This window comes from Sphingomonas sp. P4_D12 (genome assembly GCF_056401895.1).
This window is the reverse complement of record NZ_JBFUIL010000006.1, coordinates 377,112-401,462: the sequence shown is the minus strand read 5'-3', so window position 1 is coordinate 401,462 and position 24,351 is coordinate 377,112. Positions and strand designations below refer to the sequence as shown.

Below are 24,351 nucleotides of genomic sequence, written 5' to 3'. Positions count from 1 at the left end.
TCGGTCTCGCCCGCGGCATGAGACCCCAGCTTTCGCTGGGGTGACGCAGTGCCGGAGGCCGCGTCATGCAAAACAAAGATTCCAGCCCCGAAAAATCGGTCCGCACGCTCCGTGTCGGCGAACAGGTACGCCATGTGCTGAGCGAGATCCTGCAGCGCGGCGATGTGCACGACGACACGCTGGTCAACCACATGGTCTCGGTCACCGAAGTACGGATGTCGCCCGACCTCCGACATGCGACGGTGTTCGTGAAGCCGCTGCTCGGCAAGGATGAGGACGTGGTGCTGAAGGCGCTGCGCACCAACACCGCTTATCTGCAGCGCGAGGTCGCTAGCCGCGTGCAGACCAAATATGCCGCCAAGCTCAAGTTCCTGGCCGACGAAAGTTTCGACGAAGGCAGCCATATCGACTCGCTGCTGCGCGCGCCCAAGGTGGCGCAGGATCTGGACCAGAACGGCGACGACTGACCGTGGACGCGCGGCGCGCCGCGTGCTTAGTTTCGTGACATGATGCTCCGTCGGCTGTTGCCGCTCGCCCCCTTCCTTCTCGCCGCCTGCCATTCGCCCGGCGGCGCACCCGCCGCGCCGGCGGTGACGGCGGACCAGATCGCGATCGAAGCCGCGGTCGTGCGTGACTATGCCGCGCGCTATTCGGGCAATGCCTGCGTCGCGCCGCAGACGGTCGCGCGCAAGGGTCCCGAGCCGATCCCGCCCGCCATCGCCGGCAAGGCCATTACCTGGACCTATCTCGAGCGCGACGCGCAAGGCCTGTATCAATTGGTCGACGACCAACTCGCGAGCACGCTCGCCGCAGCCTGGGCGCAAGCTCGTGCGCGCGACTATCCCGCGCTGACTCTCTCCGCCTCCGTGCAGCGCGACAAGCCGGCCTCGTGCGGCAGAACGCTGACGCTGACCTCGCCGATGATCGTCGCCAACATGGCGTTCGTCCGCTGGGACGACGGAACCAGACGCCGCACCATCGCGATCTACAACAATGGCAAGGGCTGGGCAGTCCTGGCCGAGGGACCCGCGAAGATCGGCTGATGGCGAAACTCTATTTCTATTATGCGTCGATGAACGCCGGGAAATCGACCACCTTGCTCCAGGCCGATTTCAATTATCGCGAGCGCGGCATGACGACGATGTTGTTCACCGCGGCGATCGACGACCGCTTCGCCGCGGACGCGATCACCTCGCGGATCGGGCTCGAAGCGAACGCGATTCCGTTCGACGGCTCCACCGACATCGCGACGATCGTCGCCGAGCGTCATGCGCATGAGAAGATCGCCTGCGTCCTGGTCGACGAAGCGCAATTCCTGACCTCGCCGCAGGTCGATCAGCTCGCTCATCTCGCCGATGTGGTCGGGATTCCGGTGCTCGCTTATGGTCTGCGCACCGATTTCCAGGGGCAGCTGTTCCCCGGATCGGCGCGGCTGCTGGCGTTGGCCGATTCGCTGATCGAGCTCAAATCGGTATGCGAGTGCGGGCGCAAGGCGACGATGAATCTGCGCGTCGATGAGCAGGGCCGGGCGGTGGTCGAGGGCGCGCAGACCGAGATCGGCGGCAACGACCGCTATGTCGCTCTGTGCCGCAAGCATTTCGTCGCGGCGCGGCAAGCGGCGGGGCAATGAACACCACGCTCTATACGGTCGCGATCTGGCTGATCCCCTTGGTCATCGCGATCGTGTTCCACGAAGTCGCGCACGGCTATGTCGCGCGCATGCTGGGCGACCAGACCGCGGCCGAGCGCGGGCGGCTGACGCTCAATCCGATCCGCCATGTCGATCCGGTCGGGACCTTGCTGGTGCCGATGATGCTCGCGCTCGCCAATGCGCCGATCTTTGGCTGGGCGAAGCCGGTGCCGGTGATCACGGAACGGCTCAACCATCCGCGTCGCGACATGGCGCTGGTCGCGCTTGCCGGGCCGGGGATCAACCTGGTCATGGCGATTGTCGCTGCGGCCGCGCTCGGGCTGTGGAACCTGTGGGGCGGCGGCCTGCCGCAAGTCGGCGGCGGCAGGTTCGCGGTCGATAATCTCGCGAGCTTCCTGCGGATCAACATCTTCCTGGCGATCTTCAACCTGCTGCCGGTGCCGCCGTTCGACGGTGGGCACGTGGTCGAGGCGCTCCTCCCGCGCCCACTCGCCGCGCAATATGGCAAGCTGAGCCGTTTCGGCTTTCCGGTGATGCTGTTCCTGCTGGTCATCCTGCCAATGCTACTCCCAGGTGCCAACGTCGTCGCGCGCGTCGTCGGACCTATCGTCTACGGCGTAATGGGCGCGCTATTGTCGCTGTTCGGCCTGGCCTAACGCTTCAGCCCGAATTCAGCCTTGGCGTGGCAGGACAAGGGTGACAGTCATTCACTTCGTCCTGGTTCTCGAAAGGCAAGGCACATGATCCGTACTCTGACGATCGCGATGCTGGCGGCGGTAAGCCTGGCCGGCAGCGCTATCCCCGCCGCCGCCAAGCAGCAGGATCGCACCTGGCCCGCCGACAAATTGGGCAAGGAAACCAGCATTCCGTTCATCGGCACGATCGGGCTCTATAATTTCGAGGCCGATAGCGACCGCGGCGTCTGGCTGCAGGACCAGCAACGGCGCTGGTATTATGCCACCGTCATGGCACCGTGCACCGGCCTGTCCTTCGCGAACCGGATCGGCGTCGACACGCGGTTCGGCGGCACGCAGCTCGACCGCACCGGCACCTTGCTGGTCGATCGCCAGCGCTGCCATATCGACAGCCTGACCGCGAGCAACGGCCCGCCGCCCAAGGTGAAGAAGGTCAAGAAGAAGGGCTGACCGCGCCCGCCCCGCACGCTAGGGCGCGCGGATGCATGGCTGGATCATCCTCGACAAACCGCTCGGACTCGGATCGACCCAGGCGGTGAGCGCGGTCAAGCGCGCGCTGCGCCAGGGCGGCTATGGCAAGGCCAAGGTCGGGCATGGCGGGACGCTCGATCCGCTCGCCTCGGGCGTCCTGCCGGTCGCGATCGGCGAGGCGACCAAGCTCGCCGGACGGATGCTCGACAGTGACAAGATCTATGAGTTCTCGATCGGGTTCGGGGTTGAGACCGACACGCTCGATGGTGAGGGTATTGCGATCGCGGAGAGCGATGTGCGGCCAACGCTGCCCGAGGTGGAAGCGGTGCTGCCGCGCTTCACCGGACCGATCGAGCAGGTGCCGCCCGCCTATTCGGCGCTGAAGGTCGATGGCGAGCGGGCGTATGACTTGGCGCGGGCAGGCGAGGAGGTCGTGCTCGCGACGCGGGCGGTGACGGTGCATTCTCTTGCCGTCGCCCCGGCGGAGGCCGGGGCCGCTGGAGTTGGGGCACTGCCATCGCCAAGTAGCCCAGCGGCCCCGGCCTCCGCCGGGGCGACGGCTGATGCCGTCRCCCTCACCGCCCACGTCTCCAAGGGCACCTATATCCGCAGCCTTGCCCGCGACATCGCACACGCCCTTGGCACTGTCGGCCACGTCACTTATCTCAGACGGGTCAAGGCAGGCCCGTTCGACCTCTCCCACGCGATATCGCTGGACAAATTGACCGAATCCGCTAATGCGCGGCGCCTTGAACAGATTCTCCTGCCATTGAGGGCGGGGCTGGACGACATCCCGGCTCTCTCCCTCGACCCCGACCAGGCAGGAGCGCTCCGACAGGGGCGCGTTCTGGTCGGGATTGCCGAAGACGATGGCCTTCACTTCGCAATGCTGGGCGAAACCCCGGTGGCGTTGGTGGAAGTCGAAAGCGGGGAAGCTCGTATCGTCCGCGGGTTCAATTGTTAGTCACGCGATGTCGAAGGAAACAGAATGTCGATTACCCCCGAGCGCAAAGAAGCAGTTATCAAGGACCACGCCCGTGGCGAAGGCGACACCGGCAGCCCCGAGGTCCAGGTCGCTATCCTGACCGACCGCATCAAGACGCTCACCGAGCATTTCAAGACCCACGCGAAGGACAATCACTCGCGCCGCGGTCTCTTGATGATGGTCAACAAGCGCCGCTCGTTGCTCGATTATCTGCGCAAATCGGATGGCGACCGTTATCTCGCCCTCATCGCGAAGCTCGGTCTTCGCAAGTAATTCAGGGACGGCGCCTCAGGGCGCCGTTTCGCTTATTCGGCCCCGTACAATTCGGTACGGGCCGGCGGCGGAACTCTCCGCCACCAGGACCTGAAGGCAGGTCCTCATTTGGGTTCCCATGAAAGCATTACTTTCATGGGGTCCCTTCAGGCACCGGCAGGCATAGGGCCGCCGGACGAAGGAAATAGAATGTTCGATACCAAGAAGGTAAGCATCGAGTGGGGCGGCAAGACCCTCACGCTCGAAACGGGCAAGGTTGCCCGTCAGGCCGACGGCGCGGTGATCGCGACCCTCGGCGAGACCGTCGTGTTGTGCGCGGTCACGGCCGCCAAGTCGGTCAAGGAAGGGCAGGATTTCTTCCCGCTCACCGTCCATTACCAGGAGAAGTTCTCGTCCTCGGGTCGTATCCCGGGCGGCTTCTTCAAGCGCGAGCGCGGCGCCACCGAGCGCGAGACGCTGATCAGCCGTCTTACCGACCGCCCGATCCGTCCGCTCTTCCCGGAAGGCTTCTACAACGAGATCAACGTCATCGCTCAGGTGATGTCGTATGACGGCGAGAACGAGCCCGACATCCTGGCGATGATCGCCGCCTCGGCCGCGCTGACCATTTCGGGCGTGCCATTCATGGGCCCGATCGGCGCCGCGCGCGTCGGCTACAAGGACGGCGAATATCAGCTCAACCCGACCGACGCCGAAATCGCCGAAGGCGAGCTCGACCTGGTCGTCGCCGCCACCCATGACGCGGTGATGATGGTCGAATCCGAAGCCAAGGAGCTGTCGGAAGAGGTCATGCTCGGCGCCGTGATGTTCGCGCACCGCGCGTCGCAGGACGTCATCAAGGCGATCATCAAGCTGGCCGAGCAATCGGCCAAGGAGCCCTGGGAGCTCAAGAACAGCGACGACAATTCGGCGATCAAGGCTGAGCTGAAGAAGCTGATCGGCAAGGACATCGACGCGGCCTACAAGCTGGTCGACAAGTCGGCCCGCTCGAACGCGCTCAACGAAGCTCGCGCCGCCGCCAAGGCCGCGATGGCCGACAAGGCGCCGCAAGAGCAGATGGTGGCGATGAAGCTGGTCAAGAAGCTCGAAGCGGAAATCGTCCGCGGCGCGATCCTCAAGACCGGCCGCCGCATCGACGGCCGCGACACCAAGACCGTCCGTCCGATCGAGGCGGAAGTCCACTTCCTGCCGCGCGCGCACGGCTCGGCCTTGTTCACGCGTGGCGAGACGCAGACCATCGCGACGACGACCCTGGGCACCAAGGACGCCGAGCAGATGATCGATGGGCTGGGTGGCCTGAGCTACCAGCACTTCATGCTGCACTATAACTTCCCGCCTTATTCGGTCGGCGAAGTCGGCCGCTTCGGGGCGCCCAGCCGCCGCGACATCGGCCATGGCAAGCTCGCCTGGCGCGCGCTGCACGCGGTGCTGCCGTCGAAGGAGGAATTCCCCTACACGATCCGCGTCACCAGCGACATCACCGAGTCGAACGGCTCGTCGTCGATGGCGACGGTGTGCGGCGGTTCGCTGAGCCTGATGGACGCCGGTGTGCCGATCAAGCGCCCGGTCTCGGGCATCGCGATGGGCCTGATCCTCGAAGGCAAGGACTTCGCGGTCCTGTCCGACATCCTGGGCGACGAGGATCACCTCGGCGACATGGATTTCAAGGTGGCGGGCACCTCGGAAGGCATCACCAGCCTTCAGATGGACATCAAGATCGCCGGCATCACCGAGGAGATCATGAAGGTCGCGCTGGCGCAGGCCAATGAAGGCCGCGCGCACATCCTGGGCGAAATGGCCAAGGCGCTCGACCACACCCGTTCGGAACTGTCGGCGCACGCGCCGCGGATCGAGACCTTCACGATCGACAAGACCAAGATTCGTGACGTCATCGGCACCGGCGGCAAGGTCATCCGTGAGATCGTCGCCACCACCGGCGCCAAGGTCGACATCGACGACGAGGGCATCATCAAGGTCTCGTCGTCCGACGTCAGCCAGATCGAAGCCGCGATCAACTGGATCAAGGGCATCGTCGAGGAGCCCGAGGTCGGCAAGGTCTATAACGGCAAGGTCGTCAACATCGTCGACTTCGGCGCGTTCGTGAACTTCATGGGTGGCAAGGACGGTCTCGTCCACGTCAGCGAAATGAAGAACGAGCGGGTCGAGAAGCCGGGCGACGTCGTTTCCGAAGGCCAGGAAGTCAAGGTCAAGGTCCTCGAGATCGATCCGCGCGGCAAGGTTCGCCTGTCGATGCGCGTCGTCGACCAGGAAACCGGCGCCGAGCTGGAGGACACCCGTCCCCCGCGCGAGCCGCGCGAAGGTGGCAACCGTGATCGTGGTCCGCGCAGCGGCGGCGGTGATCGTGGCGGTGACCGTGGTCCGCGCCGTGACGGCGGCGGCGATCGCGGCCCGCGTCGCGACCGTGGTCCCGACCGTGGTGGCGATCGCGGCCCGCGTCGCGAGCGCAGCGAAGGCGGCAAGGACGAAGGCCCCGAGCCCGAGTTCGCGCCGGCGTTCCTGACCGAGCGCAACGACGACTGAGCTTTGCGCGGGAAAGCGGCTACCGCTTTCCCGCAAAAGCGATAGGACGACAAAAGGCATAACACCGGGAAAGCCGGGGAGGATGAAGCGGCTCGGGAGCAATCCCGGGCCGCTTTGCCGTTTGGGTCTCAGCGCAATTCAGGTGTCGGTGGCGACATCGTCCCAATCATCATCCTCATATCGGCAAAGCCAGTTCAGAGCATGATGGCGTTCAATCACGACACCCTGGTCGATGCCGGGAGGCGGAGGACGATGGTGCAGTTCCGCGTCGCGCAGCCGCCAGTGCAGGTCGCGGATATGATCGGTCGCAGATATAATCTCCGCTTCCGGCCTTATCTCCACGTCTTTCCAATATCCGGCCGGGACAGTGAGCCAGAACTCGGACAGATATTCGAAGTCGAAGGTGTCGGTCGGCTCCGGCATCATCTCGAACAACCCAGTGGCCCACATCAATGGGACCATCGCCTCGCGCCGCCAGCTCAAGGCAACGCGCTGTTTGGCGGGCATAGGATCGGTGGTGAGAAAGCCTCTTTCTATTGGCGTCAGAGAACCCTCAAGATCCCATGCACGCAACAGATCCACGCCCTTGTCGACGGCATTGTGGATCGCGGCATAACTGACCGCGAAAAGGCACATGGCTCGGCGCATTGTTTCTTCGCCGGTCCTCACCGCCCCGTAACCACTCACGTCGTTCAATGCGGCCTCCCCCAAACTGCCAGCGTCATACCAATCGGTATCGGCATGTATGATAACGAGTTTTCGATCCGTGGCGGTGCCTGGGGTTGACGCGAACTACGGTATGAACAATACTTCGCTACATGGTGAAGTATCAGTCATCCGCGATCGACCGCACCTTTTCCGCGCTGGCCGACCCGACGCGACGGCACATCCTGTTGCGGCTGAAGGACGAGCCCGGCCTGTCGGTGAGCGAACTCGCGCGACCTTTGTCGCTCAAGCTTCCCGGCATGATGAAGCATCTCGACGTGCTGTCCGATGCCGGGCTGATCACGCGGGCCAAGACCGGGCGCACGGTGTCGGTCAATCTGTCGGTCGGGCCGATGCAGGAGGCGATGGCGTGGCTGCAACGGTACGAGCGTCTCTGGACAGTGAGCATCGATCGGCTCGTCGCCTACGTCGAACAGGATGGCGAATAATGGCCGACACTCTGCCGAGCGTGACCATCGTCCGCCGCATCAAGGCTTCGCCGGCCAAGGTCTGGGCGGCGATCACGCGGCCCGATCAGATGATCCAATGGTGGGGGCCCGATGCCGGGCCGACGCTGCGTGCCGACGTGGATGTGCGCCCCGGCGGCCGGTTCAGCGTGGTGTTCCGCTTGCTCAACGGCGACGAGCACAATCCCACCGGGATCTACCGGGAAGTGGTTCCTGAGCGAAAGCTGGTCTTCACCTGGGATCTGCCCGGCGAGCGCGAATCACTGGTCACCTTCCTGCTCAAGCCGATCGACGGAGGCACCGAACTGACGTTGCTCCACGAGCATCTTCCCAACGAAGCCGAGCGCGAGAGCCATGAGCAAGGCTGGCGCGGCCTGCTCGACAAATTACCCCTATTCCTTGGAGTCTGATGACATGGGCGATCTGACCCTGTTCACCTACGATTGGGTTCCCGAGCCGCCGCGCGGCTTCGTGCGCGACATACGCTTGCGCTGGGCGCTCGAAGAAGCCGGATTGCCCTATCGCGTCGCGAGCGTGCCGTTCAAGGACCGCGGTCCCGAGCATTTCGCGCACCAGCCGTTCGGTCAGATCCCCTGGCTGACCGATGGCGACCTGTCGATCTTCGAGAGTGGCGCCATCCTGCTTCATCTCGGCGGCTTGAGCGACACGCTGATGCCGACCGACGTCCAAGGGCAAAGCGACACCAAGGAATGGCTGTTCGCAGCACTCGCGTCGGTCGAGGCCGCGAGCCAGCCCTGGTCCTTCTTCATGTTCTCCGGCGATACCGGCGAAAACCCGATGCGGAAGTTCTTCGATGGCTTCCTCGAGGCTCGGCTCAAGCATATGGAAATCGTGCTGGGCGACAGGGAATGGCTGGCCGGGAACTTTTCGGTTGCCGACATCCTGATGTCCGATGTGCTGCGCCTGGTCGATCGGTTCGACGGACTGGCGGACTATCCCGCCTGCCGCGGCTATGTCGAGCGCGCGACGGCGCGGCCGGCGTTCGTCAAGGCGCATGCCGACCAGATGGCGCATTTCGCCGCGGCGGACGAGGCGGGGACCGCTCCGTGAGCCGCATCGAGATCAGGCCCCACAATTGGTCGCAACGGGGTTGACGAATCGCGCTCGCCGAACCACTTGCGCCCACGGCTCCGCTTGGAGTCGCAACCCATTTTTCCTCTCAGAGGGACCCATGTCCGACAACGACCATAGTCGATCGACCGTCCCTCTGGAGGCGACTGGCGGAGTGAACTGAGGTTCATCTCACCGGCGGCGCCCCCAGGGGGCGGTCGCAGCAATAGGTGAGTTATGAACGCAATCCGTTTCTTTGCCGGCCCCTTCCGGCGTGTCCCGCGCGTCCGCGACGTCAACGAGGTTTTCGAGGCGCGCCTGACCTTTGGCGACCGGCTCGCCGATCGCGTCGCTGCGATCGGGGGATCGTGGAACTTCATCATCGGGTTCACCTTGTTCATGGTGGTCTGGGCCATCCTGAACACGGTCGTTCTTGTCCGCCACGCCTTCGACCCGTTCCCCTTCATCTTCCTCAACCTGATGCTGTCGATGCTTGCCGCGCTGCAGGCGCCGATCATCATGATGAGCCAGAACCGGCAGGCCGCGAAGGACCGGCTCGACATGCGGCTGGATTACGAAACCAACCTGCGCTCGGAACAGGAGATCGCCAGCCTGCACGAGAAGATCGACCTGCTGCTGGCAATGGCGGGCGATGAGGCGATCGCTCTGCGCGAAGCGGCACACACCTCGAAGTGACGCCCCTCAGGTCAGTCGCCAGACCAGGCAGAGGATCGTGACGAGCACCACCGGCGCCGCGGCCGCGAACATGCGGTGACGGCCCGGCATGTCGCCGCCGGCCATGTCGCCGGCGGCGATGAGCGCGGCGATCAGCACCGCGAGCATAGTCCAGAGGTGATAGCGCAACTCGCACGCCACGCTCGCCGGCAGATAGCCGAGGCCATAGAGCAGCCCCGATAAAGCCAGCGGGATGACCAGCCGCCGCGACGGCAGGCCGGGCGCGATGACAAGCAATCCGATCGCCAGCGCCATCCACCAGACCGGCCAGCCCAAGGGCGTATGCGCCGACCAGCGCGCGCCGCGGTCGAGCCAGGTCAGCACCGGATTGGGCGTGAGGCGGAAGCCCCAGTCATTGGGCGGGATCTGGCCCATGACCGGGCGTTCGACCTCGTCATGGACGAGGAAGCGGATGTTGATGTTAAAATGCGTCAGGCGATGCTCGGCATAAGCGATCGGGTGCGTCAGCACCGCGCCGAGCCAGTGGCGGTACGGATTCTCGCCGCTCTGCTTGAACAGATCGTCCATCGCGTCGAACCCGAGCGGGCAGGGATCGGGCACCCACCAGCTATAGGAATCCCAGCGCTCGGGCTTGTAGCAATGGCGATTGACCGCGACCGGATCATCGACATCGTCGTCCGCGGGAAAGGCGTCGACCCCGCTGAACCGGGTGATGCCGCCGAGGTCGAAGATGACCAGCGACAGCCCGACGCCGCTCGGTTTGGCGCCGACCGCTCGATTGGCGAGCGGCAGCGCGGCGGCGATCACCGCGGCGCCGATCAGCAGCGCGGCGCCGAACCGCACCCGCGTCGCGCGCCACGATGCCGGCAGCAGCGCGATCGCCAGCGGCAGGCAGGCGGGGAGCGCGTTGAAGCGCAACGTCGCCGCACAGACGATCAGGATCAGGGCGATCACCCGGGCGACGGGCCGGCCGCGCGTCGGGATCGCGACCAGGATCGCGCTGGCGGCGAGCAGCAGCGCGGCCATCAAGCTGTCCTTGATGATCTCCGCCATCAGCACGACCGGGAGCGGCAGAACCGAGGCGATCGCCAAGGCAATGCCGAGCCGCCGCCGACCCGCGCGCATCGCCCAGACGACCAGGCCGGCGAACGCTGTCCAATAGAGCCCGAGCTGGATCGCCAGCATCGGCGCGGGACCATGCGCGATCGGCAATGTTTGCCGCCACAGCCATTCCATCGCCGGCGGATGCCAGTCGTCGAACTCGCCGCTCAGCGCCTGGCCATATTGGCGGATCGAATCCCAAGTCATCAGCCCAGGCGCATAAGCATAGGCCTGCGCCGCGCAGACGAGCGCCATCGCCAGCAGCAAGGCTGTGATCAGTCGATGGTCGGTCCAGCGGATCGGCACGCCGCCCGGTCTGCGCCGATTGACGGCGCCGACGCAAGCGCGGTTGCGATCAGTCGCGGAAGCCCGGGTCGATCCGGTCGAGCTTCCTCAGCAGGGCCGGCCAGGCGAGACGTTCGGCCGCCATTGCCATGCCCGCGGGCGGGGTCTGGCCGGCGACCTTTTCCTCGGTTCCCTGGGGCGGGTTGGAGAGATGATCGTAGCCGGCCGACAGCATCATCACCTGCGCCTGGCACGCGCGCTCGAGGAAATAGAGCCGCAGGAAGCAATCGCCGACGGTCTTGCCCACCGCCAGCGTGCCGTGATTGCGGAGGATCATGGCGTGCTTGTCGCCCAGATCCTGGACCAGCCGCTCGCGCTCGTCGAGGTCGGTCGCGATGCCTTCATAGTCATGGTACGCGACATTGTGCTTGGCGATCATCGCCGTCTGGGTGTGCGGCAACAGGCCGAATTCCATCGCCGACACCGCCTGGCCGTGCGGGGTGTGGAGGTGCATCACCGCCGCCGCATCGTCGCGCGCCATGTGGATCGCCGAATGGATGGTGAAGCCCGCCGGGTTGACCGGATGCTCCGACTTGCCGACCGGATTGCCCTGAACGTCGATCTTGACCAGGCTCGATGCGGTGATCTCCTCGAACATCATGTCATAGGGGTTGATCAGGAAATGATGCTCCGGCCCCGGCACGCGTGCCGAGAGGTGGGTGAAGATGAGGTCGTCCCAGCCGTAGAGCGCAACCAGCCGGTAGGCGGCAGCGAGATCGACCCGCGCTTCCCATTCGCCCGGGGCCATGCCGGTATCCTCGACCTTTGCCAATGTCGCCATGTCAGCCTCTCCGATTCCGTTGCGCCGAACCTAGCTCGGCGAGCGCAATCGAACAATGGGTATGGTGGGCTCTGGGTTCGACGACGGAATAATGCGCTACTTCTCTCGAATCTGTAACATTCGCCGGCCAAGCAGCCGGCGACAGCGGGAGAAGCGACATGGCGGGACGGTGGATGGTCGGAGCGGCGGCGCTGCTCGGCTTGGGATTCGCCCTCGGCGCGTCGGCGCCCGCGCGGACGTCGGCCGATGCGCTGATGGTCGACCGCGTCGTGGTGATGATGCGTCATGGCGTCCGCCCCCCGACCAAGAACCCCGCCATGCCCGCCAAATATGCCGCCGATGCCTGGCCCGGCTGGTCGGTCAATCCCGGCTGGCTGACCCAGCATGGCGCGCAGGCCGTCGCTGCAATCGGTGCCGCCGATCGCGCTTTCTACGCGCGTGCCGGTCTGTTCGCGCGCGGTTGCCCCGATGCCGCGATGATCGCCGATAGCGACCAGCGGACGATCGCCACGGCCCAGGCTTATGCCGGCACGTTGGCGCCGGGCTGTACGATGGCGATCGATCATCAGCCGCAGGGCGCCGACGATCCGCGCTTTTCGGCGATCGAGCAGGGGCTGGGCACGGTCGACGCGCCAGCCGCCAATGCCGCGATGGCCAAGGCGATCGGGCCGGGCGGGATCGCCGCGGTCGAGGCGCGGATGCGGCCGTTGCTCAACCGGCTCGACGCGATCCTGTGCGCGAAGAAAGCGGTTTGCGGAGTGAGCGCGGAGCAGACTGCCATCGCGCCAGCAGCTCCGAACAGGCGCCCCGATTTGACCGGTGCGCTCGATCGCGCGTCGACCGCGGCGCAAATCCTGCTGCTCGAATATGCCGACGGCAAGCCGATGCGCGAGGTCGGCTGGGGCCGCGCGACGGCGGCGGACGTTACGGCCTTGAGTGAATTCCACGCGCTCGAATTCGCCATCCTGGCGCGGCCCAAGCCGATCGCGGCCGCGAACATGGCCGGGCTGACCCCGCCGATCCTGCGCGCAATGGCGGGCGAAGGTCCGAAGCTGCTGATGATTTCGGGCCATGACACCAATGTCGCCAATCTTGGCGGGATGCTCGGCCTGCACTGGCGCGTGCCGGGTTTCGCCGCCGACGATCCTGCGCCGGGCGGAGCAGTGATCCTCGAGCGGCTGAAGGACGGCGCCGGGAATGCTTTTGTCCGCGCTTATTATCGCGCCCAGACGCTCGATCAGCTCCGTGCGGGCGCGGCGCCGGGCTATCGCCAGATTTTGCCGATCGCGGGCTGCAAGGCGCGCGGTGTCGCTGGCCTGTGCACGCTCGCGCAGTTCCAGACGGTGATGTCGGGGAAATAAGGGTAAGTGGGGAGCTTCTGTTGCCCGGTGCTCCCCGTACCGCTGGAATCCGCTTCTGTTGCCCGGTGCGGTCCAACCGCGCATTTTAGAATAACCTTAAGCCGTTAGGCCTTGGGGTTACGCCGCAATAGCGAGTGCTTCGTTATCGTTGGCACTTGTGTAATGAGCCGTCACAGTGGCCCGTTCTGAGCGAACGTCGGCGCTTTTCAACACACGTCGATCCTGGTTCGGCCCCGTCAGAAACGGTGTCCAGATCCACCACCATTTCTGGTGGAGCCGCCGGGTACTGCCCCCGGGTCCGCTGCGTCTATTGCACGCCATCATTTATCGCCATAGCCGGCGAACCGGCTCCTCCAATATAGGCACTGCGCGCTTAAAGGAAAGTGGTGCCCGCAATCGGCTCGGGCGGATGGTCGACACTGGCCGCTCCCGCCGACATCAAAACGGCCAGAAAACACGCTTTTTCGCGAGTTTTGCCTGTACTTCGCCTTTCGGTCGCCACATTATCGGGTAATAAGGTTACCTATTATGTTGACGCAGCGTTCCCGTTACGCGCTTCGCGCGATGCTCTATCTGGCCGAGGCGCCCGCGGGCGGCCCCCCGATCCCGATGAACCGGATCGCCGAACATGCCAATGTCCCGCGCAAATTCCTCGAATTGATCCTGGCCGATCTGCGCGAGGCAGGCTTCCTGCATAGCCATCGCGGCAAGACCGGCGGCTATTGCCTATCGCGCCCGACCCATTTGATCTCGCTTGGAGAGATCATCCGCGTGATCGAGGGGCCCCTGGCGCTGGTCCCCTGCGTCAGCCGCACCGCCTATCGCCGCTGCGCCGATTGCAAGGACGAAGCCGCCTGCGCGATCCGTCACGCCATGGCGCGTGTCCGCGACGAGACCGCGCGCATCCTCGACGGTACCAGCTTGGCCGATGCGGTCAGCGAGGATCTCGCGGCCGCTTGAGCAAGCCGGTTCCCCTCCCTGGAAGGGAGGGGTTAGGGGTGGGTGGCTCTCAGTAACGCCATCGAGATGATGCTGATCTTCGGACGCCACACCCTAGCTGCGCCTAGGAGCGAGCTCAGCAGTTTCCACACGCCCACCCACCCCCAACCCCTCCCTTGACTAGGGAGGGGAGTTTTGAAGGTTGAAGCCTAAACCCCCTTGCGTGCCCGCAATTCGTCGCGGATCTCGCGCAGCAGCACGACATCGGCGGGATCGGCCGGCGCGGCTTCCTCGGGCTTGGGCGCGACGCGGTTCACCGCGCGGACCAGTAGGAAGATGATGAACGCGACGATCAGGAAATTGACCGCGGCGGTGATGAACTCGCCATAGCCGAACAACGCGACGCCAGCCTTTTTGAGTGCGGCGTAATCGGTCGATCCGGCCAGCGCCGGGGGCACCTTTTCGGGCGACAGGACGATGAAATGGCTCGAGAAATCGAGTCCGCCGAAGACTTTGCCGATCAGCGGCATGATGAGGTCGTCGGTCAGCGAGGTGACGATCTTGCCGAATGCCCCACCGATGATCACCGCGACCGCCAGATCGAGCACGTTGCCGCGGGCAATGAACGCCTTGAATTCCTTGAACATGATCCGATCTTTCCCTGTCTCAGCGCGGCACAGCCTAAGCCTGGATTGCATGGATGCAAGCGGCGGTCCGTTGCGCCCGCGCAACCGAATCCGCTTCACGACGGCGCCGGGCGTCACTACATTGCCGCCACGCAAGGGGCACTGGAGGATATCTCGATGAAGTTTCGTGCGATGATCGTGCTGGCCGCCATGGCGATGCTGTCGGCTTGCGGGATCAACTCCGTCCCGACCGCGGAGGAAAATGCCAAGGCACGCTGGGCCGACGTCCAGGCCGCCTATCAGCGCCGCGCCGATACCATTCCCAACGTCGTCGCGTCGGTAAAGGGCAGCGCCGCGTCCGAAGGCAAGATCCTGACCGACGTGATCAACGCGCGCGCCAATGCGACGCGGGTCCAGGTCAACGCCACCGACCTGACCGATCCGGCCAAGGTCGCGAGCTTCCAGGCCGCGCAGAACCAATTGGGCTCGTCGCTCGGCCGGTTGCTGGCGACGGTCGAGGCCTATCCCGATCTCAAGAGCCAGGAGAATTTCCGCTCGCTGATCACCGAGATCGAGGGCAGCAACAACCGCATCACGATCGCGATCCGCGATTATAACACCGCGGTCCAGGCGTATAACACGCGCATTCGGACCTTCCCCGACGCGGTCGGCGCCAAGATCTTCTATGGCGCCAAGCCGATGGTCCCGTTCCAGGCGCAGCCGGGCGCCGAGACCAACCCGACGGTCGATTTCGGCAACACGAACTGACCGGCGTGATCCGGGTGCTGACCCCTGTTCTGCTGGCGCTGGCCGCGTGCGGCCAGCCGGCGACGAGCGCCCCGACCGCAACGGCGACGCCGGGATATGATTTCCCGGCGTTGACCGGCCGGGTAGTCGACCGCGCTGAGATACTGCCAACAGCCGACGAGGCGCGGATCGTCGCCAAATCGGATGCCCTCGAGCGCACTACTGGCCATCAATTCGTTGTCGTGACGGTCCCGACCCTGGGCGGCCATGCCATCGAGGAGTATTCGCGAGCGCTCGGCAGCAATTGGGGAGTCGGCCGCAAGGGCGCCAATGACGGCGTGCTGCTGGTGGTTGCCCCGACCGAGCGCAAGGTCCGGATCGAAATCGGCAAGGGGTTGGAAACGACGCTCACCAATGCCGAGGCGCAGCGGATCATCGACACCGACATCCTCCCGGCATTCAGGTCGGGCGATTTCGTTCGCGGGATCGATAATGGCGTCGATGGCGTGATCCGCGACGTCGGGCCGGCGGGAGGTGGCGCATGAAGACGCTTCGTGCCCTGATCCTGATGCTCGCGCTGCTGGTCGTCCCGCAACTGGCCTCCGCACAAACCTTTCCGGCGCTGTCGGGACGCGTGGTCGATGCCGCGAGCCTGCTCAGCCCCGCGCAGAAGCAGCAGCTCGAGGCGCTGTCGACCGATGTCGGCAATGTCGCGCAACGCCAGTTCGTGGTGGCGACGATTCCTGATCTGCAGGGCTATCCGATCGAGGATTACGGCTACAAGCTCGGCCGCGAATGGAAGATCGGGCAAAAGGACGCCAATAACGGCATCATCCTGATCGTCGCGCCCAATGAGCGGAAAGTGCGGATCGAGGTCGGCTATGGGCTAGAGCCGATCATGACCGACGCTTTGGCGCAGACGATCATCGATGACCAGATCCTGCCCAAATTCCGCGCCGGCGACATGGCGGGAGGCATCATGGCAGGGGCGCAGGCGATTGCCGAGCAGATGAAGGCGCCACCCGAAGCCGCCGAGGCGAGAGTCAAGGCGGCCGCCGTTAAACCGCAGGCGGCGCGGTCATCGGGCTCGTCATCGGACGGCTTCATCGCGATCTTCTGGATCGTCATCATCCTGTTCTTCGTGCTGCCGATCGTCTTTCGCGGTGCGCGCGGCCGGAAATATCGCGGCGGGCGTGGGCCGGTGGTGCTGTGGGGTCCGGGGCTGGGCGGCGGCTGGGGCAGCGGCGGCGGATCGTCGTCGAGCAGCTGGAGCAGCGGCGGCAGCGACTGGGGCGGCGGTGGCGGCGGCTTTTCCGGCGGCGGCGGGTCGTTCGGTGGCGGCGGCGCGTCGGGGAGCTGGTGATGCGCGGACCGATCCTGACCCCGGCCGAGCGCGAGCAAGTGACCCAGGCGGTCATCGCCGCCGAAGCCGGCACCGATGCCGAGATCGTCACCATCGTGGCGCCGCGATCGGACCCCTATCACGATATCGGCCTCAACCTCGGCATCGTCGCGATGCTGTTGGTGGCGGGGATCGCCGCGCTCAATCCCACCGCGATCGAAGACAAGATCGCCTGGTTCCAGAATGGCTGGCAGGGCGGGGTCAACCTGGGCCGGTCGTTCTTCGCGCTGATGGTGGTGGAGGCGGTCGTGTTCCTGCTGGTGCGCGGCGCGCTCTATTGGGCGCCGCTTCGGATGGCGCTGACGCCCAAGGCGGTGCGGTCGCGTCGGGTGCGGCGCCGCGCGATCCAATATTTCAAGGTCGGCGCCGAACGCCGCACCGCCGCTCGGATCGGGGTGCTGCTCTATCTCTCGCTCGACGAGCGGCTGGCCGAGATCGTCGCCGATGAAGCAATCCATGCCAAGGTCCCGCCCGAACGCTGGGGCGCGGCGATGGCCGCGCTGATCGACCGGGTGCGCGCGGGCCATCCGGGCGACGGTATGGCCGCCGCGGTGACAGCGATTGGCACCATCGTCGCCGAACATTTCCCCAAGACGGAAAGCGACGTGAACGAGCTCCCCGACCGGCTGATCGAATTGTGAGCGTCACCGACGCGGAGCTGCCCGAGGAAACCGTCTGGAAAGGCCGTTTCCTCGAAATGAAGAAACGCGGCCGCTGGGAATATGTCGGGCGCGTCGGTGGCGTCCAGGCTGCGGTCATCATCGCGATCGACGACGGGCACGTGATACTCGTCGAGCAATATCGCGTACCGCTGGGACGCTCGTGCCTCGAACTGCCCGCCGGCCTGGTCGGCGACGAGAGCGAAGGCGAGACTGCCGAAATGTCGGCCGCGCGCGAGCTCGAGGAAGAAACCGGCTATCGTCCAGCCAAATGCACCCCCTTGGGGACCTTCTATGCCTCGCCCGGCATGGTCAGCGAATGCTTCACCTTGGTCCGCGCGAAAGGGCTGATGCGGGTAAGCGAGGGCGGCGGGACGCCGGATGAGAATATCATCGTCCACCGCGTGCCAGCGGCGACAATAGCAGACTTCATCGCCGAGCGCCGCGCTGCGGGTGTAGCGATCGACGTCAAGCTGCTGACGCTGCTCGGGCCATCGTTGCTTTCCGATCAGGCGGTAGATTCATAGAAAGCCGGATTTCGGCAAGCGACTCATTGGTTAACTCTTGGAGGCGAACAGAGCCGCCCGAGACGGTCGTTACTGCTCCGGCAAAAAATCCCAGGAATACGTAAATGTGTGCTCGCACTTCAGCCCTGAAGGGTCCCGAATTTCAAAACGACTATATACGCTTTTATCATTCTTCCGCCCCCTCAGGTTTATGCCCGTGAGCCATATTATGAGACGGGGCTTGCCGTTCGAGAAGCTGGTCGGACCATAGATGGCGTAACGGCCGCCCCTTCCCCGCACGCGATAAACCGACGTGCTTCCGTTGGAGTAGACCAAGCGCTTCAGCCCTTTTGCTGGCGCGAATATCTCGCCCTCACCAATCGAGAAGTGACCGGACCTGCTGGTGACGGATACCGAGATTCCTTCCGGCGAGCCAGACAACTCTGCGATACTCTCGCCCTCGTCGAGGTAGAATGTGCTGTATTTGAAGCAGATTAGTTTTGGGCCGATGACGGGTTTGTCGAGCGTGTCGGCTCGGGCTGCGACAGCTCCAAGGGAAATCAGTGTCAGTAATATCGCTCTGGTGAACATAAGCCCCCCATGCTTAGCCCGGTCATAGGGGACAAAACGTGCTGATCCAATGTCCATCACGGACGTCCCACGACCGAAAGCGGATATTCGCCTTATCACCCAGTTTTCTCCACTCGGCCTGTATCCTGATAGCGGCCGTTATGGATTCGAGAGTTTGCGATCGTCTGTACCCGATTGCGATGGCGCTTGGCGCGGCGTGCCCCTGACGCACACCGCGGCTTACCAGGCGCCGAGCCCCGTGAGCCCTTGCCGATATTCGGCGATCCGGCGCGCGGTGGCGAGGGACAGTGGAGCGGGCAGGGCGTCCGGCGCGAACCAGCCGGCCTCCTCTATCTCGGCCAGATCGGCGCGGCGCAACTCGGCGCTCGCGTCGGGACCGGCCTGCGCGACGAAAATGACGATATGGTCGTCCTTGCCCTCCCGCCGGCTATGATAGACGCCGAGGACGCGCTCGATCGTGGCGCCGATCACGCCCACTTCTTCCGCAAGCTCGCGAAATAGAGCGGCGTCGATACTCTCGCCTTTCTTCACTCCGCCGCCGGGCAGGTACCATTGATCCATATAGGTGTGGCGGACCAGCGCGATGCGGCCATCCCGATCGAGCAGGATTGCGCGAACCCCGAGCGTCCGCGGCCGGGTGATCCGCCACACGATGCGCGCGGCCTTGCCGGCCAGCCGATGCGTCCACGCCATCCCCGGCCTCCTTCGCAGGCGCCGGCTGCGGCGCGCGTTTACCAATGCACCAATCAAACTGGAGCGTACATGGTGGCGCACCGACCGTGCGAATTCCACCCTTGGGTAAACTCACGCCGCAACTCGATAATCAATACTCTTATTCGGCCTCTCAAGCGCCGCCAGTCGCCGACGGGTCCATCCACATGATCTCCCAGACGTAACCGTCGAGATCCTCGACATGACGGTTATACATGAAGCCCAGGTCCTGCGCGGGATTGGGATCGGCGGTGCCGCCCGCTGCCGCGGCGCGATCGACGAGCGCATCCACCTCATCCCGGCTGTCGGCCGACAGCGCGAGCAGCAAGGGGCTGGACGCATGCGCATCGGCAATCGGACGCTTGGTGAATTCGCCATAATGCGCATGGGTGAGAAGCATGACGAAGATCGTGTCGGAGAACATGAGGGAGGTCGAAGTCTCTCCCGAAAACTGTGGGTTAACCGTGCCGCCCAGCGCGACGTAAAAGGCTGTCGAGGCCGCCAGATCGCGTACGGGGAGGTTCACGAAAATCATTTTGGGCATGGTCTGCTCCACTGCTAGCTCGAATCTAGTACTAGACCGGCTAGTACTGGTGGCGAGCTAGCATTCGGTGTCGGTACTGTCTAGTACCGCGTCGGCGAGGGCGCATGAAAACTGACGGCGAGACGAGATCGGCGCGCAAGGAGCGCGACATCATCCAGGCGGCGACGGCCACTTTCATCAGCCAGGGCTATGACGGCACCAGCATGGAGGAGATCGCCACCAAGGCGGCGGTCTCCAAACAGACGATCTACAAGCACTTCACCGACAAGGAGACGTTGTTCGGAGAGGTCGTCCGCTCGACCGCGGCCGGGGCGAACGACATCGTCGAGTCGGTGACGACCTTGCTGTCCGACACCAAATTCCGGCAGGGCGGTCTCGTCGAGCTCGGTCGGCTCGTGGTGACGACGCTGTTGGACGACGAATTGGTGAAACTCCGGCGCCTGATCATCGCCAATGCCGATCGGATGCCGAGCCTCGGCCGCGATTGGTACGAAAAGGGTTTCGAGCGAATGCTCGGCACCATGGCATCCTGCTTTCGAAAGCTGTCGGCTCAAGGCCTCATGCGAGCCGATGACGCCGATCTCGCCGCCAGCCATTTCTTCGGAATGCTGCTGTGGATTCCGATGAACGAAGCGATGTTCACCGGAAACCGCCATCCCCGATCGAGGACCGAGCTGGAGCGGCATGCCGACGCCTCGGTCGAGGCCTTTCTCGCCCTTTATGGAAGGACGTCCGGCCAAGCCCGTTGAGGGATCGCCAAACTAGGACGGGTCGAACGATGGCGGAAAGTCGAGCACCGCGCCGGTATAGGTTTCGACCACGTAACTGAACGGCTCGCCATCGGCGCGCGTCAGCAGGGCCTGATGCTCGATCACCTTGTCGGGAATCAGCAAGGAAGCGCCTGGATTGGCGCGCGGCAAGGGCGCGCCGCCGCTATCCCAACCCTCGGGCAATGGCGACCAGAGGAGCTTGGCCGCGACGGTGTGACGCTGGAACCGAAGCGGCTGTACGACGCGACCGAATGCCGTATCGCTGGTTTCCAGCGTTCGGTTCATGTCGGGCGTGAGGCGCGACGGCACGTACCAATTATCGGCTTCGGACAGGATGTGCTCGCCGCAGCGCAATCGCACCCGGCGATAGGCGATCGGCTGGTCGGCCCCGGCATGCAATTGTTCACGGACCGCGGCGGGCGGTGCCTTGTCCTGGCCGCGGACGCGGTCCGCCACGATCTTGGCGCCATCGGCGAGATGGTGGTGCGCGCACCAGCGGTCGAGCGTCAGCGTCGCGCTGTCATGGCTCAGCAGATCGGCATTCAGCGTCTGGAGTTCGGCCAGTATTTCGAGCCTGGCGATCGGCGCGTCCGGCCAAGCCGTCCGTGCGGGCGACGCGCCGAGCGTCAGCACTGCCAGCGCGCCGGTGGTCAAGGTTCGCTTTAGGGTGGCGATGACGGGTGCTCCTGAGTCGGGATCACGTTGATATGGGCAAAATACCTTTCCCGGGCATTTTGGGCATGTCACGTAGTTTCGGATACCGGCCAGGATTCGTCGCCGATCCGATCCGGCGTCACCGCAGCTTGACGACGACCTTTCCCTTCGCCCGCCCCGTTTCGACCAAGGCCAGGGCTTCGTTGGTATCGTCGAATGGGAAGATCCGCTCGACGACCGGGCGGATGATGCCCTTGTCGATCAGCGTCGCGATCTGGCCGAGCTGGTTGCCGTTCGCACGCATGAACAGGAAGGAATAATGGACGCCGCGGGCCGCGGCCTTTCGTCGGATGCCGAGGCTCAGCAGCCGCATCACTTGCCGCAGCGCCCAGCTCAACCCCTGCTCCCGGGCGAAATCCGGGTCGGGCGGACCGGAGATCGAGATCAGCTTGCCGCCCGGCTTGAGCACATCCAGCGACTTGCGAAGCGTGGTGCTATCGAGGCTGTTGAGGACGACATCGTAGCCGGACAGCAGCTTGTCGAATTCCTGATTGCGGTAATCGATGACGATGTCGGCGCCGAGGCGCTTGACCAGATCCACATTGGCCGTGCTCGTGGTGGTCGCCACCGTCGCGCCGAGATGCTTGGCGAGCTGGATGGCGGCAGTGCCGACCCCGCCGGAACCCGCATGGATAAGGACCTTCTGCCCTTGCTCCAGACCCGCTCGTTCGACCAGCGCCTGCCAGGCGGTCAGCCCGGTCAGCGGGATCGAGGCCGCTTCCTCCATGCCGATCGTTCCGGGCTTCAGCGCGACATCCGCCTGGTCGATGGCGATCCGTTCGGCGAAGGCCCCGATCCGGCCGTCGCGCGGCCGGGCATAGACCGCATCGCCAAGCTTGAAGCGCCGGACGTTCGCGCCGACCCCAATAACGATACCCGCCACGTCGTGGCCCAGAATGAAAGGCGGCCGATAGGGAAGGATGGCCTTGAACGCGCCGTCGCGAATCTTGCCATCGAGCGGATTGAGCCCAGCGGCGTGGACTTCGACCAGGACGTCGTCTTGCCCCGGTACCGGCTCCGGCACGTCGCCATAGCGCAGGGGTTCGTTCTTCCGGTAGCGATCGACGATATAGGCCTTCATGCGCGATGTCCTTGCCAAATGCGGGGCGGGATCAGCGACCCCGCCGAACGTTCAGGCGGGGAGCCCGTTGAACTTCCTGAGATTCCGGTCGACGAACGACTCGGGCATGAAGCGGCGTATGAAGCGCACCTGGGCCGCCACTTTTCCGGCCGTGTAGCGTCGCTTGGGTACCACCGCATTGGCGGCCTTGACGACCGTGTCGGCGACGATCTCGGGAGCCTCGCCCTTTTCGATAACCTCGCGCATCAGCACCTCGGCGGCTGTTCGGACGGTATCGTAGACGGGAAGCGGGCGATCCGCGCGCGTCAAATTGTCTTCGAACGAGGTGCGGATGCCGCCCGGCTCGACCAATACGACGCGGATATTCTGGGTTCGCACTTCGTGGTCGAGCGATTCCGAATAGCCCTCGATCGCGTGCTTGGACGACGAATAAAGCGCGTTGAACGGCGCCGGGATGAGGCCGACCAGTGAGCCGAGATTGACGATCCTGCCGCTTCCCTGGCGCCGCATCACGGGCAGAACGGCATTGGTCACCCGCAACACGCCGAAGACGTTCACGTCGAACAGCGCCTTTGCCTGGGCTGGGGACGATTCCTCGGCACCGCCAAGCAACCCGATTCCGGCATTGTTGACCAGCAGGTCGATCCGCCCCGCGCGGCCCACGACTTCGTCGACCAGCGCCTGCACGGACGCGTCATCGGTGACGTCGCAGACCAGCATCGTCACGCCCTGATCGGTTTCGGCCATCTTTTTGCGGCTGGTGCCGAACACCCGATAGCCGTCCCGGTGCAGCGCCCGTGCGGTCGCCAGTCCGATTCCGGAGGAAGCGCCTGTGACCAGCGCGACGCCGCGTTCAGTCTTGCTCATCGATCTTGCCTTCACTTTGTCGTGGAACACCGTCGCGAGCCCTGTTACTATCGATTCGATATTAAGTCACTACTAAAAAGATACTGACATGTCGAATCTCTCGGAACAACCTTGCCTGATCGCCCGCAGCCTCGCTTTGGTGGGGGATGCGTGGAGCATGCTCATCCTGCGCGATGCCCATGCCGGGCTCACCCGTTTCGACGAGTTCCGCAAAAGCCTGGGCATCGCGCCGACGATCCTGACTCGTCGCCTCGCGATGCTCACCAAGGAGGGGCTGCTCGAAAAACGGCGCTATTCGGAACGCCCGCCGCGCGACGAATACGTGCTGAGCGAAGCGGGACGCGACTTCCTGCCGGTGTTGTTCGCGATCAGCGCCTGGGGCCGGAAGCACCGCAATGGCGACGGCGTGACCCGCTTCTTCGACGCGGAGGCGGGCAGCGAGATCGACCCCGTCACCATCGATCGGTCGACCGGCGCGCCGATCGGAACGCGGGCCATTCGGATTGTGCTGCCCGATTGACGGGGACAAACGCCGTTACGGCCTCGGCTAAACCAGGGTGTCAGCCAGATCGTCCCTCAGCCTTTGCGCGTTTCGCTTGAGGAAGTCGGCGATAAGCTCCAGCTCCTCGCCATCGTAGCGCTCGCATAGTTCGGCCAAAGACGGGTTCGGCACGCCGAAGCCGCGACGCGAGGTCGTCACGGAAGCTTCGTTCAGCGTCACGACGATCCGCCGCCGATCCGTGGGGTGGGGGCCTCTGCTGACATAACCCTTCGCAACGAGGCGATCGATCAGGTCGGTTACCGACGCGGTCGCCAGCCCGGTTTCCTTCGCGATCTCCCCTGCGCTGAGCGGGCCCAGGCGGCCTAGCAGAAACAGCGTCTTATAGGCTGACGGGTCGAGGCCCATGCTCTGGGCAACCGACGAATGGAACAGCACCACGGCCTCGCTATGCGCATTCAGGGCCGCAGCCAGGTCGGCCGGAACCTTGTCCAAACGGTCCGTCTCCTCGTGCTGTTTTGACATGATGACCTCAAAGTGTTACGGTCTACC

The 24,351-nt window shown here is 64.6% G+C and carries 32 protein-coding genes and 1 other RNA gene; 21 read left to right on the top strand and 12 right to left on the bottom strand.

The genetic code is table 11. The features are described from left to right. Nucleotides 1-65 precede the first annotated feature (65 nt). The 8 genes from rbfA to pnp all read left to right on the top strand — a co-directional run bounded on the left by rbfA (nucleotide 66) and on the right by pnp (nucleotide 6,616). Nucleotides 66-467, top strand: coding sequence for a 30S ribosome-binding factor RbfA (gene rbfA / locus AC1DSD_RS14440; RefSeq protein WP_478031046.1), 402 nt, complete (start codon nucleotides 66-68; stop codon nucleotides 465-467). Between the two features lie 39 nt (nucleotides 468-506). After that, complete coding sequence (locus AC1DSD_RS14435; RefSeq protein WP_478031044.1) at nucleotides 507-1,043, top strand: hypothetical protein; 537 nt, start codon at nucleotides 507-509, stop codon at nucleotides 1,041-1,043. Beyond that, entirely contained in the window at nucleotides 1,043-1,630 is a 588-nt protein-coding gene (locus AC1DSD_RS14430; RefSeq protein WP_478031043.1) for a thymidine kinase, read from the top strand. Before AC1DSD_RS14435 ends, AC1DSD_RS14430 begins: the two co-directional genes overlap by 1 nt. After that, on the top strand, nucleotides 1,627-2,307 hold the full coding sequence (locus AC1DSD_RS14425) for a site-2 protease family protein (protein ID WP_478031041.1): 681 nt from the start codon (nucleotides 1,627-1,629) through the stop codon (nucleotides 2,305-2,307). The genes AC1DSD_RS14430 and AC1DSD_RS14425 overlap by 4 nt, the downstream gene beginning before the upstream one ends. 84 nt (nucleotides 2,308-2,391) lie before the next feature. Beyond that, nucleotides 2,392-2,796, top strand: coding sequence for a DUF6491 family protein (locus AC1DSD_RS14420; RefSeq protein WP_478031039.1), 405 nt, complete (start codon nucleotides 2,392-2,394; stop codon nucleotides 2,794-2,796). Between the two features lie 31 nt (nucleotides 2,797-2,827). Further along, nucleotides 2,828-3,781 carry a tRNA pseudouridine(55) synthase TruB gene (gene truB / locus AC1DSD_RS14415; protein ID WP_478031037.1) on the top strand — a complete coding sequence of 318 codons (954 nt, stop codon included), beginning with the start codon at nucleotides 2,828-2,830 and terminating at the stop codon, nucleotides 3,779-3,781. Between the two features lie 24 nt (nucleotides 3,782-3,805). Continuing rightward, nucleotides 3,806-4,075, top strand: coding sequence for a 30S ribosomal protein S15 (gene rpsO, locus AC1DSD_RS14410; RefSeq protein ID WP_478031035.1), 270 nt, complete (start codon nucleotides 3,806-3,808; stop codon nucleotides 4,073-4,075). A gap of 189 nt (nucleotides 4,076-4,264) precedes the next feature. Then, nucleotides 4,265-6,616 carry a polyribonucleotide nucleotidyltransferase gene (pnp, locus tag AC1DSD_RS14405; protein ID WP_478031034.1) on the top strand — a complete coding sequence of 784 codons (2,352 nt, stop codon included), beginning with the start codon at nucleotides 4,265-4,267 and terminating at the stop codon, nucleotides 6,614-6,616. 138 nt (nucleotides 6,617-6,754) lie between these two features. Here pnp and AC1DSD_RS14400 read toward each other — a convergent pair whose 3' ends face one another. Then, complete coding sequence (locus AC1DSD_RS14400) at nucleotides 6,755-7,303, bottom strand: DUF4272 domain-containing protein (RefSeq protein ID WP_478031373.1); 549 nt, start codon at nucleotides 7,301-7,303, stop codon at nucleotides 6,755-6,757. A gap of 131 nt (nucleotides 7,304-7,434) precedes the next feature. Here AC1DSD_RS14400 and AC1DSD_RS14395 point away from each other — a divergent pair, with 131 nt between their 5' ends. From AC1DSD_RS14395 to AC1DSD_RS14380, 4 genes are all read left to right on the top strand, one after another. Further along, entirely contained in the window at nucleotides 7,435-7,770 is a 336-nt protein-coding gene (locus AC1DSD_RS14395) for an ArsR/SmtB family transcription factor (protein WP_478031032.1), read from the top strand. Next, complete coding sequence (locus AC1DSD_RS14390) at nucleotides 7,770-8,198, top strand: SRPBCC family protein (protein ID WP_478031030.1); 429 nt, start codon at nucleotides 7,770-7,772, stop codon at nucleotides 8,196-8,198. The genes AC1DSD_RS14395 and AC1DSD_RS14390 overlap by 1 nt, the downstream gene beginning before the upstream one ends. 4 nt (nucleotides 8,199-8,202) lie before the next feature. Further along, nucleotides 8,203-8,859 carry a glutathione S-transferase family protein gene (locus AC1DSD_RS14385; protein ID WP_478031028.1) on the top strand — a complete coding sequence of 219 codons (657 nt, stop codon included), beginning with the start codon at nucleotides 8,203-8,205 and terminating at the stop codon, nucleotides 8,857-8,859. Between the two features lie 237 nt (nucleotides 8,860-9,096). Continuing rightward, complete coding sequence (locus AC1DSD_RS14380; protein ID WP_478031027.1) at nucleotides 9,097-9,555, top strand: DUF1003 domain-containing protein; 459 nt, start codon at nucleotides 9,097-9,099, stop codon at nucleotides 9,553-9,555. Between the two features lie 6 nt (nucleotides 9,556-9,561). Here AC1DSD_RS14380 and AC1DSD_RS14375 read toward each other — a convergent pair whose 3' ends face one another. Together AC1DSD_RS14375 and AC1DSD_RS14370 are read right to left on the bottom strand one after the other, a co-directional pair. After that, on the bottom strand, nucleotides 9,562-10,962 hold the full coding sequence (locus AC1DSD_RS14375; RefSeq protein ID WP_478031025.1) for a hypothetical protein: 1,401 nt from the start codon (nucleotides 10,960-10,962) through the stop codon (nucleotides 9,562-9,564). A 49-nt stretch (nucleotides 10,963-11,011) separates the two neighbouring features. Continuing rightward, the gene (locus AC1DSD_RS14370; RefSeq protein ID WP_478031023.1) at nucleotides 11,012-11,782 is read right to left on the bottom strand and encodes a class II aldolase/adducin family protein; all 771 of its coding nucleotides are present in this window, start codon (nucleotides 11,780-11,782) and stop codon (nucleotides 11,012-11,014) included. A gap of 158 nt (nucleotides 11,783-11,940) precedes the next feature. On the opposite strand from AC1DSD_RS14370, the gene AC1DSD_RS14365 reads away from it, so the two are divergent. After that, nucleotides 11,941-13,143, top strand: coding sequence for a histidine-type phosphatase (locus AC1DSD_RS14365; RefSeq protein WP_478031021.1), 1,203 nt, complete (start codon nucleotides 11,941-11,943; stop codon nucleotides 13,141-13,143). 44 nt (nucleotides 13,144-13,187) lie between these two features. On the opposite strand, the gene ssrA is transcribed toward AC1DSD_RS14365, so the two are convergent. Further along, nucleotides 13,188-13,530: a transfer-messenger RNA gene (ssrA, locus tag AC1DSD_RS14360) on the bottom strand. Between the two features lie 141 nt (nucleotides 13,531-13,671). Here ssrA and AC1DSD_RS14355 point away from each other — a divergent pair. Then, on the top strand, nucleotides 13,672-14,103 hold the full coding sequence (locus AC1DSD_RS14355) for an RrF2 family transcriptional regulator (RefSeq protein WP_066809744.1): 432 nt from the start codon (nucleotides 13,672-13,674) through the stop codon (nucleotides 14,101-14,103). A gap of 188 nt (nucleotides 14,104-14,291) precedes the next feature. On the opposite strand, the gene mscL is transcribed toward AC1DSD_RS14355, so the two are convergent. Next, nucleotides 14,292-14,729: a large conductance mechanosensitive channel protein MscL gene (mscL, locus tag AC1DSD_RS14350; protein WP_478031019.1), complete on the bottom strand. Its 438-nt coding sequence runs from the start codon at nucleotides 14,727-14,729 to the stop codon at nucleotides 14,292-14,294. 156 nt (nucleotides 14,730-14,885) lie between these two features. Between mscL and AC1DSD_RS14345 the strand changes: the two genes are divergently transcribed. Genes AC1DSD_RS14345 through AC1DSD_RS14325 form a run of 5 tightly spaced genes read left to right on the top strand, consistent with a single transcriptional unit; the run spans nucleotide 14,886 to nucleotide 18,043 of the window. After that, nucleotides 14,886-15,476, top strand: a complete 591-nt coding sequence (locus AC1DSD_RS14345) for a LemA family protein (RefSeq protein WP_066809741.1) — start codon at nucleotides 14,886-14,888, stop codon at nucleotides 15,474-15,476. Nucleotides 15,477-15,481: 5 nt separating this feature from the next. Beyond that, complete coding sequence (locus AC1DSD_RS14340) at nucleotides 15,482-16,000, top strand: TPM domain-containing protein (RefSeq protein ID WP_478031017.1); 519 nt, start codon at nucleotides 15,482-15,484, stop codon at nucleotides 15,998-16,000. Further along, nucleotides 15,997-16,818 (top strand): TPM domain-containing protein, encoded by an 822-nt coding sequence (locus AC1DSD_RS14335; RefSeq protein ID WP_478031015.1) that lies wholly within the window; start codon nucleotides 15,997-15,999, stop codon nucleotides 16,816-16,818. The genes AC1DSD_RS14340 and AC1DSD_RS14335 overlap by 4 nt, the downstream gene beginning before the upstream one ends. Next, nucleotides 16,818-17,498, top strand: a complete 681-nt coding sequence (locus AC1DSD_RS14330; RefSeq protein WP_478031014.1) for a TPM domain-containing protein — start codon at nucleotides 16,818-16,820, stop codon at nucleotides 17,496-17,498. The genes AC1DSD_RS14335 and AC1DSD_RS14330 overlap by 1 nt, the downstream gene beginning before the upstream one ends. 56 nt (nucleotides 17,499-17,554) lie before the next feature. Beyond that, nucleotides 17,555-18,043 (top strand): NUDIX hydrolase, encoded by a 489-nt coding sequence (locus AC1DSD_RS14325; protein ID WP_478031372.1) that lies wholly within the window; start codon nucleotides 17,555-17,557, stop codon nucleotides 18,041-18,043. A gap of 69 nt (nucleotides 18,044-18,112) precedes the next feature. Here AC1DSD_RS14325 and AC1DSD_RS14320 read toward each other — a convergent pair whose 3' ends face one another. The 3 genes from AC1DSD_RS14320 to AC1DSD_RS14310 all read right to left on the bottom strand — a co-directional run bounded on the left by AC1DSD_RS14320 (nucleotide 18,113) and on the right by AC1DSD_RS14310 (nucleotide 19,868). Further along, nucleotides 18,113-18,613, bottom strand: a complete 501-nt coding sequence (locus AC1DSD_RS14320) for a hypothetical protein (RefSeq protein WP_478031012.1) — start codon at nucleotides 18,611-18,613, stop codon at nucleotides 18,113-18,115. 219 nt (nucleotides 18,614-18,832) lie between these two features. Further along, the gene (locus AC1DSD_RS14315; RefSeq protein ID WP_478031010.1) at nucleotides 18,833-19,306 is read right to left on the bottom strand and encodes an NUDIX domain-containing protein; all 474 of its coding nucleotides are present in this window, start codon (nucleotides 19,304-19,306) and stop codon (nucleotides 18,833-18,835) included. A gap of 151 nt (nucleotides 19,307-19,457) precedes the next feature. Next, complete coding sequence (locus AC1DSD_RS14310; protein WP_478031009.1) at nucleotides 19,458-19,868, bottom strand: VOC family protein; 411 nt, start codon at nucleotides 19,866-19,868, stop codon at nucleotides 19,458-19,460. A 104-nt stretch (nucleotides 19,869-19,972) separates the two neighbouring features. Between AC1DSD_RS14310 and AC1DSD_RS14305 the strand changes: the two genes are divergently transcribed. Beyond that, the gene (locus AC1DSD_RS14305) at nucleotides 19,973-20,617 is read left to right on the top strand and encodes a TetR/AcrR family transcriptional regulator (protein WP_478031007.1); all 645 of its coding nucleotides are present in this window, start codon (nucleotides 19,973-19,975) and stop codon (nucleotides 20,615-20,617) included. A 12-nt stretch (nucleotides 20,618-20,629) separates the two neighbouring features. Here AC1DSD_RS14305 and AC1DSD_RS14300 read toward each other — a convergent pair whose 3' ends face one another. From AC1DSD_RS14300 to AC1DSD_RS14290, 3 genes are all read right to left on the bottom strand, one after another. Continuing rightward, a complete protein-coding gene (locus AC1DSD_RS14300; protein WP_478031006.1) occupies nucleotides 20,630-21,292 on the bottom strand; it encodes a hypothetical protein in 663 nt (220 codons plus the stop codon). A gap of 139 nt (nucleotides 21,293-21,431) precedes the next feature. After that, on the bottom strand, nucleotides 21,432-22,433 hold the full coding sequence (locus AC1DSD_RS14295; protein WP_478031004.1) for an NADP-dependent oxidoreductase: 1,002 nt from the start codon (nucleotides 22,431-22,433) through the stop codon (nucleotides 21,432-21,434). Between the two features lie 51 nt (nucleotides 22,434-22,484). Continuing rightward, nucleotides 22,485-23,300: an oxidoreductase gene (locus AC1DSD_RS14290; protein ID WP_478031002.1), complete on the bottom strand. Its 816-nt coding sequence runs from the start codon at nucleotides 23,298-23,300 to the stop codon at nucleotides 22,485-22,487. Between the two features lie 88 nt (nucleotides 23,301-23,388). On the opposite strand from AC1DSD_RS14290, the gene AC1DSD_RS14285 reads away from it, so the two are divergent. Beyond that, nucleotides 23,389-23,820, top strand: coding sequence for a winged helix-turn-helix transcriptional regulator (locus AC1DSD_RS14285; RefSeq protein WP_478031001.1), 432 nt, complete (start codon nucleotides 23,389-23,391; stop codon nucleotides 23,818-23,820). A gap of 27 nt (nucleotides 23,821-23,847) precedes the next feature. On the opposite strand, the gene AC1DSD_RS14280 is transcribed toward AC1DSD_RS14285, so the two are convergent. Further along, complete coding sequence (locus AC1DSD_RS14280; protein ID WP_478031000.1) at nucleotides 23,848-24,324, bottom strand: MarR family winged helix-turn-helix transcriptional regulator; 477 nt, start codon at nucleotides 24,322-24,324, stop codon at nucleotides 23,848-23,850. Nucleotides 24,325-24,351: the final 27 nt, after the last annotated feature.

Excerpts from the sequence above, each read along its gene's own strand:
- rbfA (WP_478031046.1), top strand. The coding sequence starts at position 66 with ATGCAAAACAAAGATTCCAGCCCCGAAAAATCGGTCCGCACGCTCCGT.
- AC1DSD_RS14435 (WP_478031044.1), top strand. The coding sequence starts at position 507 with ATGATGCTCCGTCGGCTGTTGCCGCTCGCCCCCTTCCTTCTCGCCGCC.
- AC1DSD_RS14430 (WP_478031043.1), top strand. The coding sequence starts at position 1,043 with ATGGCGAAACTCTATTTCTATTATGCGTCGATGAACGCCGGGAAATCG.
- AC1DSD_RS14425 (WP_478031041.1), top strand. The coding sequence starts at position 1,627 with ATGAACACCACGCTCTATACGGTCGCGATCTGGCTGATCCCCTTGGTC.
- AC1DSD_RS14420 (WP_478031039.1), top strand. The coding sequence starts at position 2,392 with ATGATCCGTACTCTGACGATCGCGATGCTGGCGGCGGTAAGCCTGGCC.
- rpsO (WP_478031035.1), top strand. The coding sequence starts at position 3,806 with ATGTCGATTACCCCCGAGCGCAAAGAAGCAGTTATCAAGGACCACGCC.
- pnp (WP_478031034.1), top strand. The coding sequence starts at position 4,265 with ATGTTCGATACCAAGAAGGTAAGCATCGAGTGGGGCGGCAAGACCCTC.
- AC1DSD_RS14395 (WP_478031032.1), top strand. The coding sequence starts at position 7,435 with ATGGTGAAGTATCAGTCATCCGCGATCGACCGCACCTTTTCCGCGCTG.
- AC1DSD_RS14390 (WP_478031030.1), top strand. The coding sequence starts at position 7,770 with ATGGCCGACACTCTGCCGAGCGTGACCATCGTCCGCCGCATCAAGGCT.
- AC1DSD_RS14385 (WP_478031028.1), top strand. The coding sequence starts at position 8,203 with ATGGGCGATCTGACCCTGTTCACCTACGATTGGGTTCCCGAGCCGCCG.
- AC1DSD_RS14380 (WP_478031027.1), top strand. The coding sequence starts at position 9,097 with ATGAACGCAATCCGTTTCTTTGCCGGCCCCTTCCGGCGTGTCCCGCGC.
- AC1DSD_RS14370 (WP_478031023.1), bottom strand. The coding sequence starts at position 11,782 with ATGGCGACATTGGCAAAGGTCGAGGATACCGGCATGGCCCCGGGCGAA.
- AC1DSD_RS14365 (WP_478031021.1), top strand. The coding sequence starts at position 11,941 with ATGGCGGGACGGTGGATGGTCGGAGCGGCGGCGCTGCTCGGCTTGGGA.
- AC1DSD_RS14355 (WP_066809744.1), top strand. The coding sequence starts at position 13,672 with ATGTTGACGCAGCGTTCCCGTTACGCGCTTCGCGCGATGCTCTATCTG.
- mscL (WP_478031019.1), bottom strand. The coding sequence starts at position 14,729 with ATGTTCAAGGAATTCAAGGCGTTCATTGCCCGCGGCAACGTGCTCGAT.
- AC1DSD_RS14345 (WP_066809741.1), top strand. The coding sequence starts at position 14,886 with ATGAAGTTTCGTGCGATGATCGTGCTGGCCGCCATGGCGATGCTGTCG.
- AC1DSD_RS14335 (WP_478031015.1), top strand. The coding sequence starts at position 15,997 with ATGAAGACGCTTCGTGCCCTGATCCTGATGCTCGCGCTGCTGGTCGTC.
- AC1DSD_RS14330 (WP_478031014.1), top strand. The coding sequence starts at position 16,818 with ATGCGCGGACCGATCCTGACCCCGGCCGAGCGCGAGCAAGTGACCCAG.
- AC1DSD_RS14325 (WP_478031372.1), top strand. The coding sequence starts at position 17,555 with ATGAAGAAACGCGGCCGCTGGGAATATGTCGGGCGCGTCGGTGGCGTC.
- AC1DSD_RS14320 (WP_478031012.1), bottom strand. The coding sequence starts at position 18,613 with ATGTTCACCAGAGCGATATTACTGACACTGATTTCCCTTGGAGCTGTC.
- AC1DSD_RS14315 (WP_478031010.1), bottom strand. The coding sequence starts at position 19,306 with ATGGCGTGGACGCATCGGCTGGCCGGCAAGGCCGCGCGCATCGTGTGG.
- AC1DSD_RS14310 (WP_478031009.1), bottom strand. The coding sequence starts at position 19,868 with ATGCCCAAAATGATTTTCGTGAACCTCCCCGTACGCGATCTGGCGGCC.
- AC1DSD_RS14305 (WP_478031007.1), top strand. The coding sequence starts at position 19,973 with ATGAAAACTGACGGCGAGACGAGATCGGCGCGCAAGGAGCGCGACATC.
- AC1DSD_RS14295 (WP_478031004.1), bottom strand. The coding sequence starts at position 22,433 with ATGAAGGCCTATATCGTCGATCGCTACCGGAAGAACGAACCCCTGCGC.
- AC1DSD_RS14290 (WP_478031002.1), bottom strand. The coding sequence starts at position 23,300 with ATGAGCAAGACTGAACGCGGCGTCGCGCTGGTCACAGGCGCTTCCTCC.
- AC1DSD_RS14285 (WP_478031001.1), top strand. The coding sequence starts at position 23,389 with ATGTCGAATCTCTCGGAACAACCTTGCCTGATCGCCCGCAGCCTCGCT.
- AC1DSD_RS14280 (WP_478031000.1), bottom strand. The coding sequence starts at position 24,324 with ATGTCAAAACAGCACGAGGAGACGGACCGTTTGGACAAGGTTCCGGCC.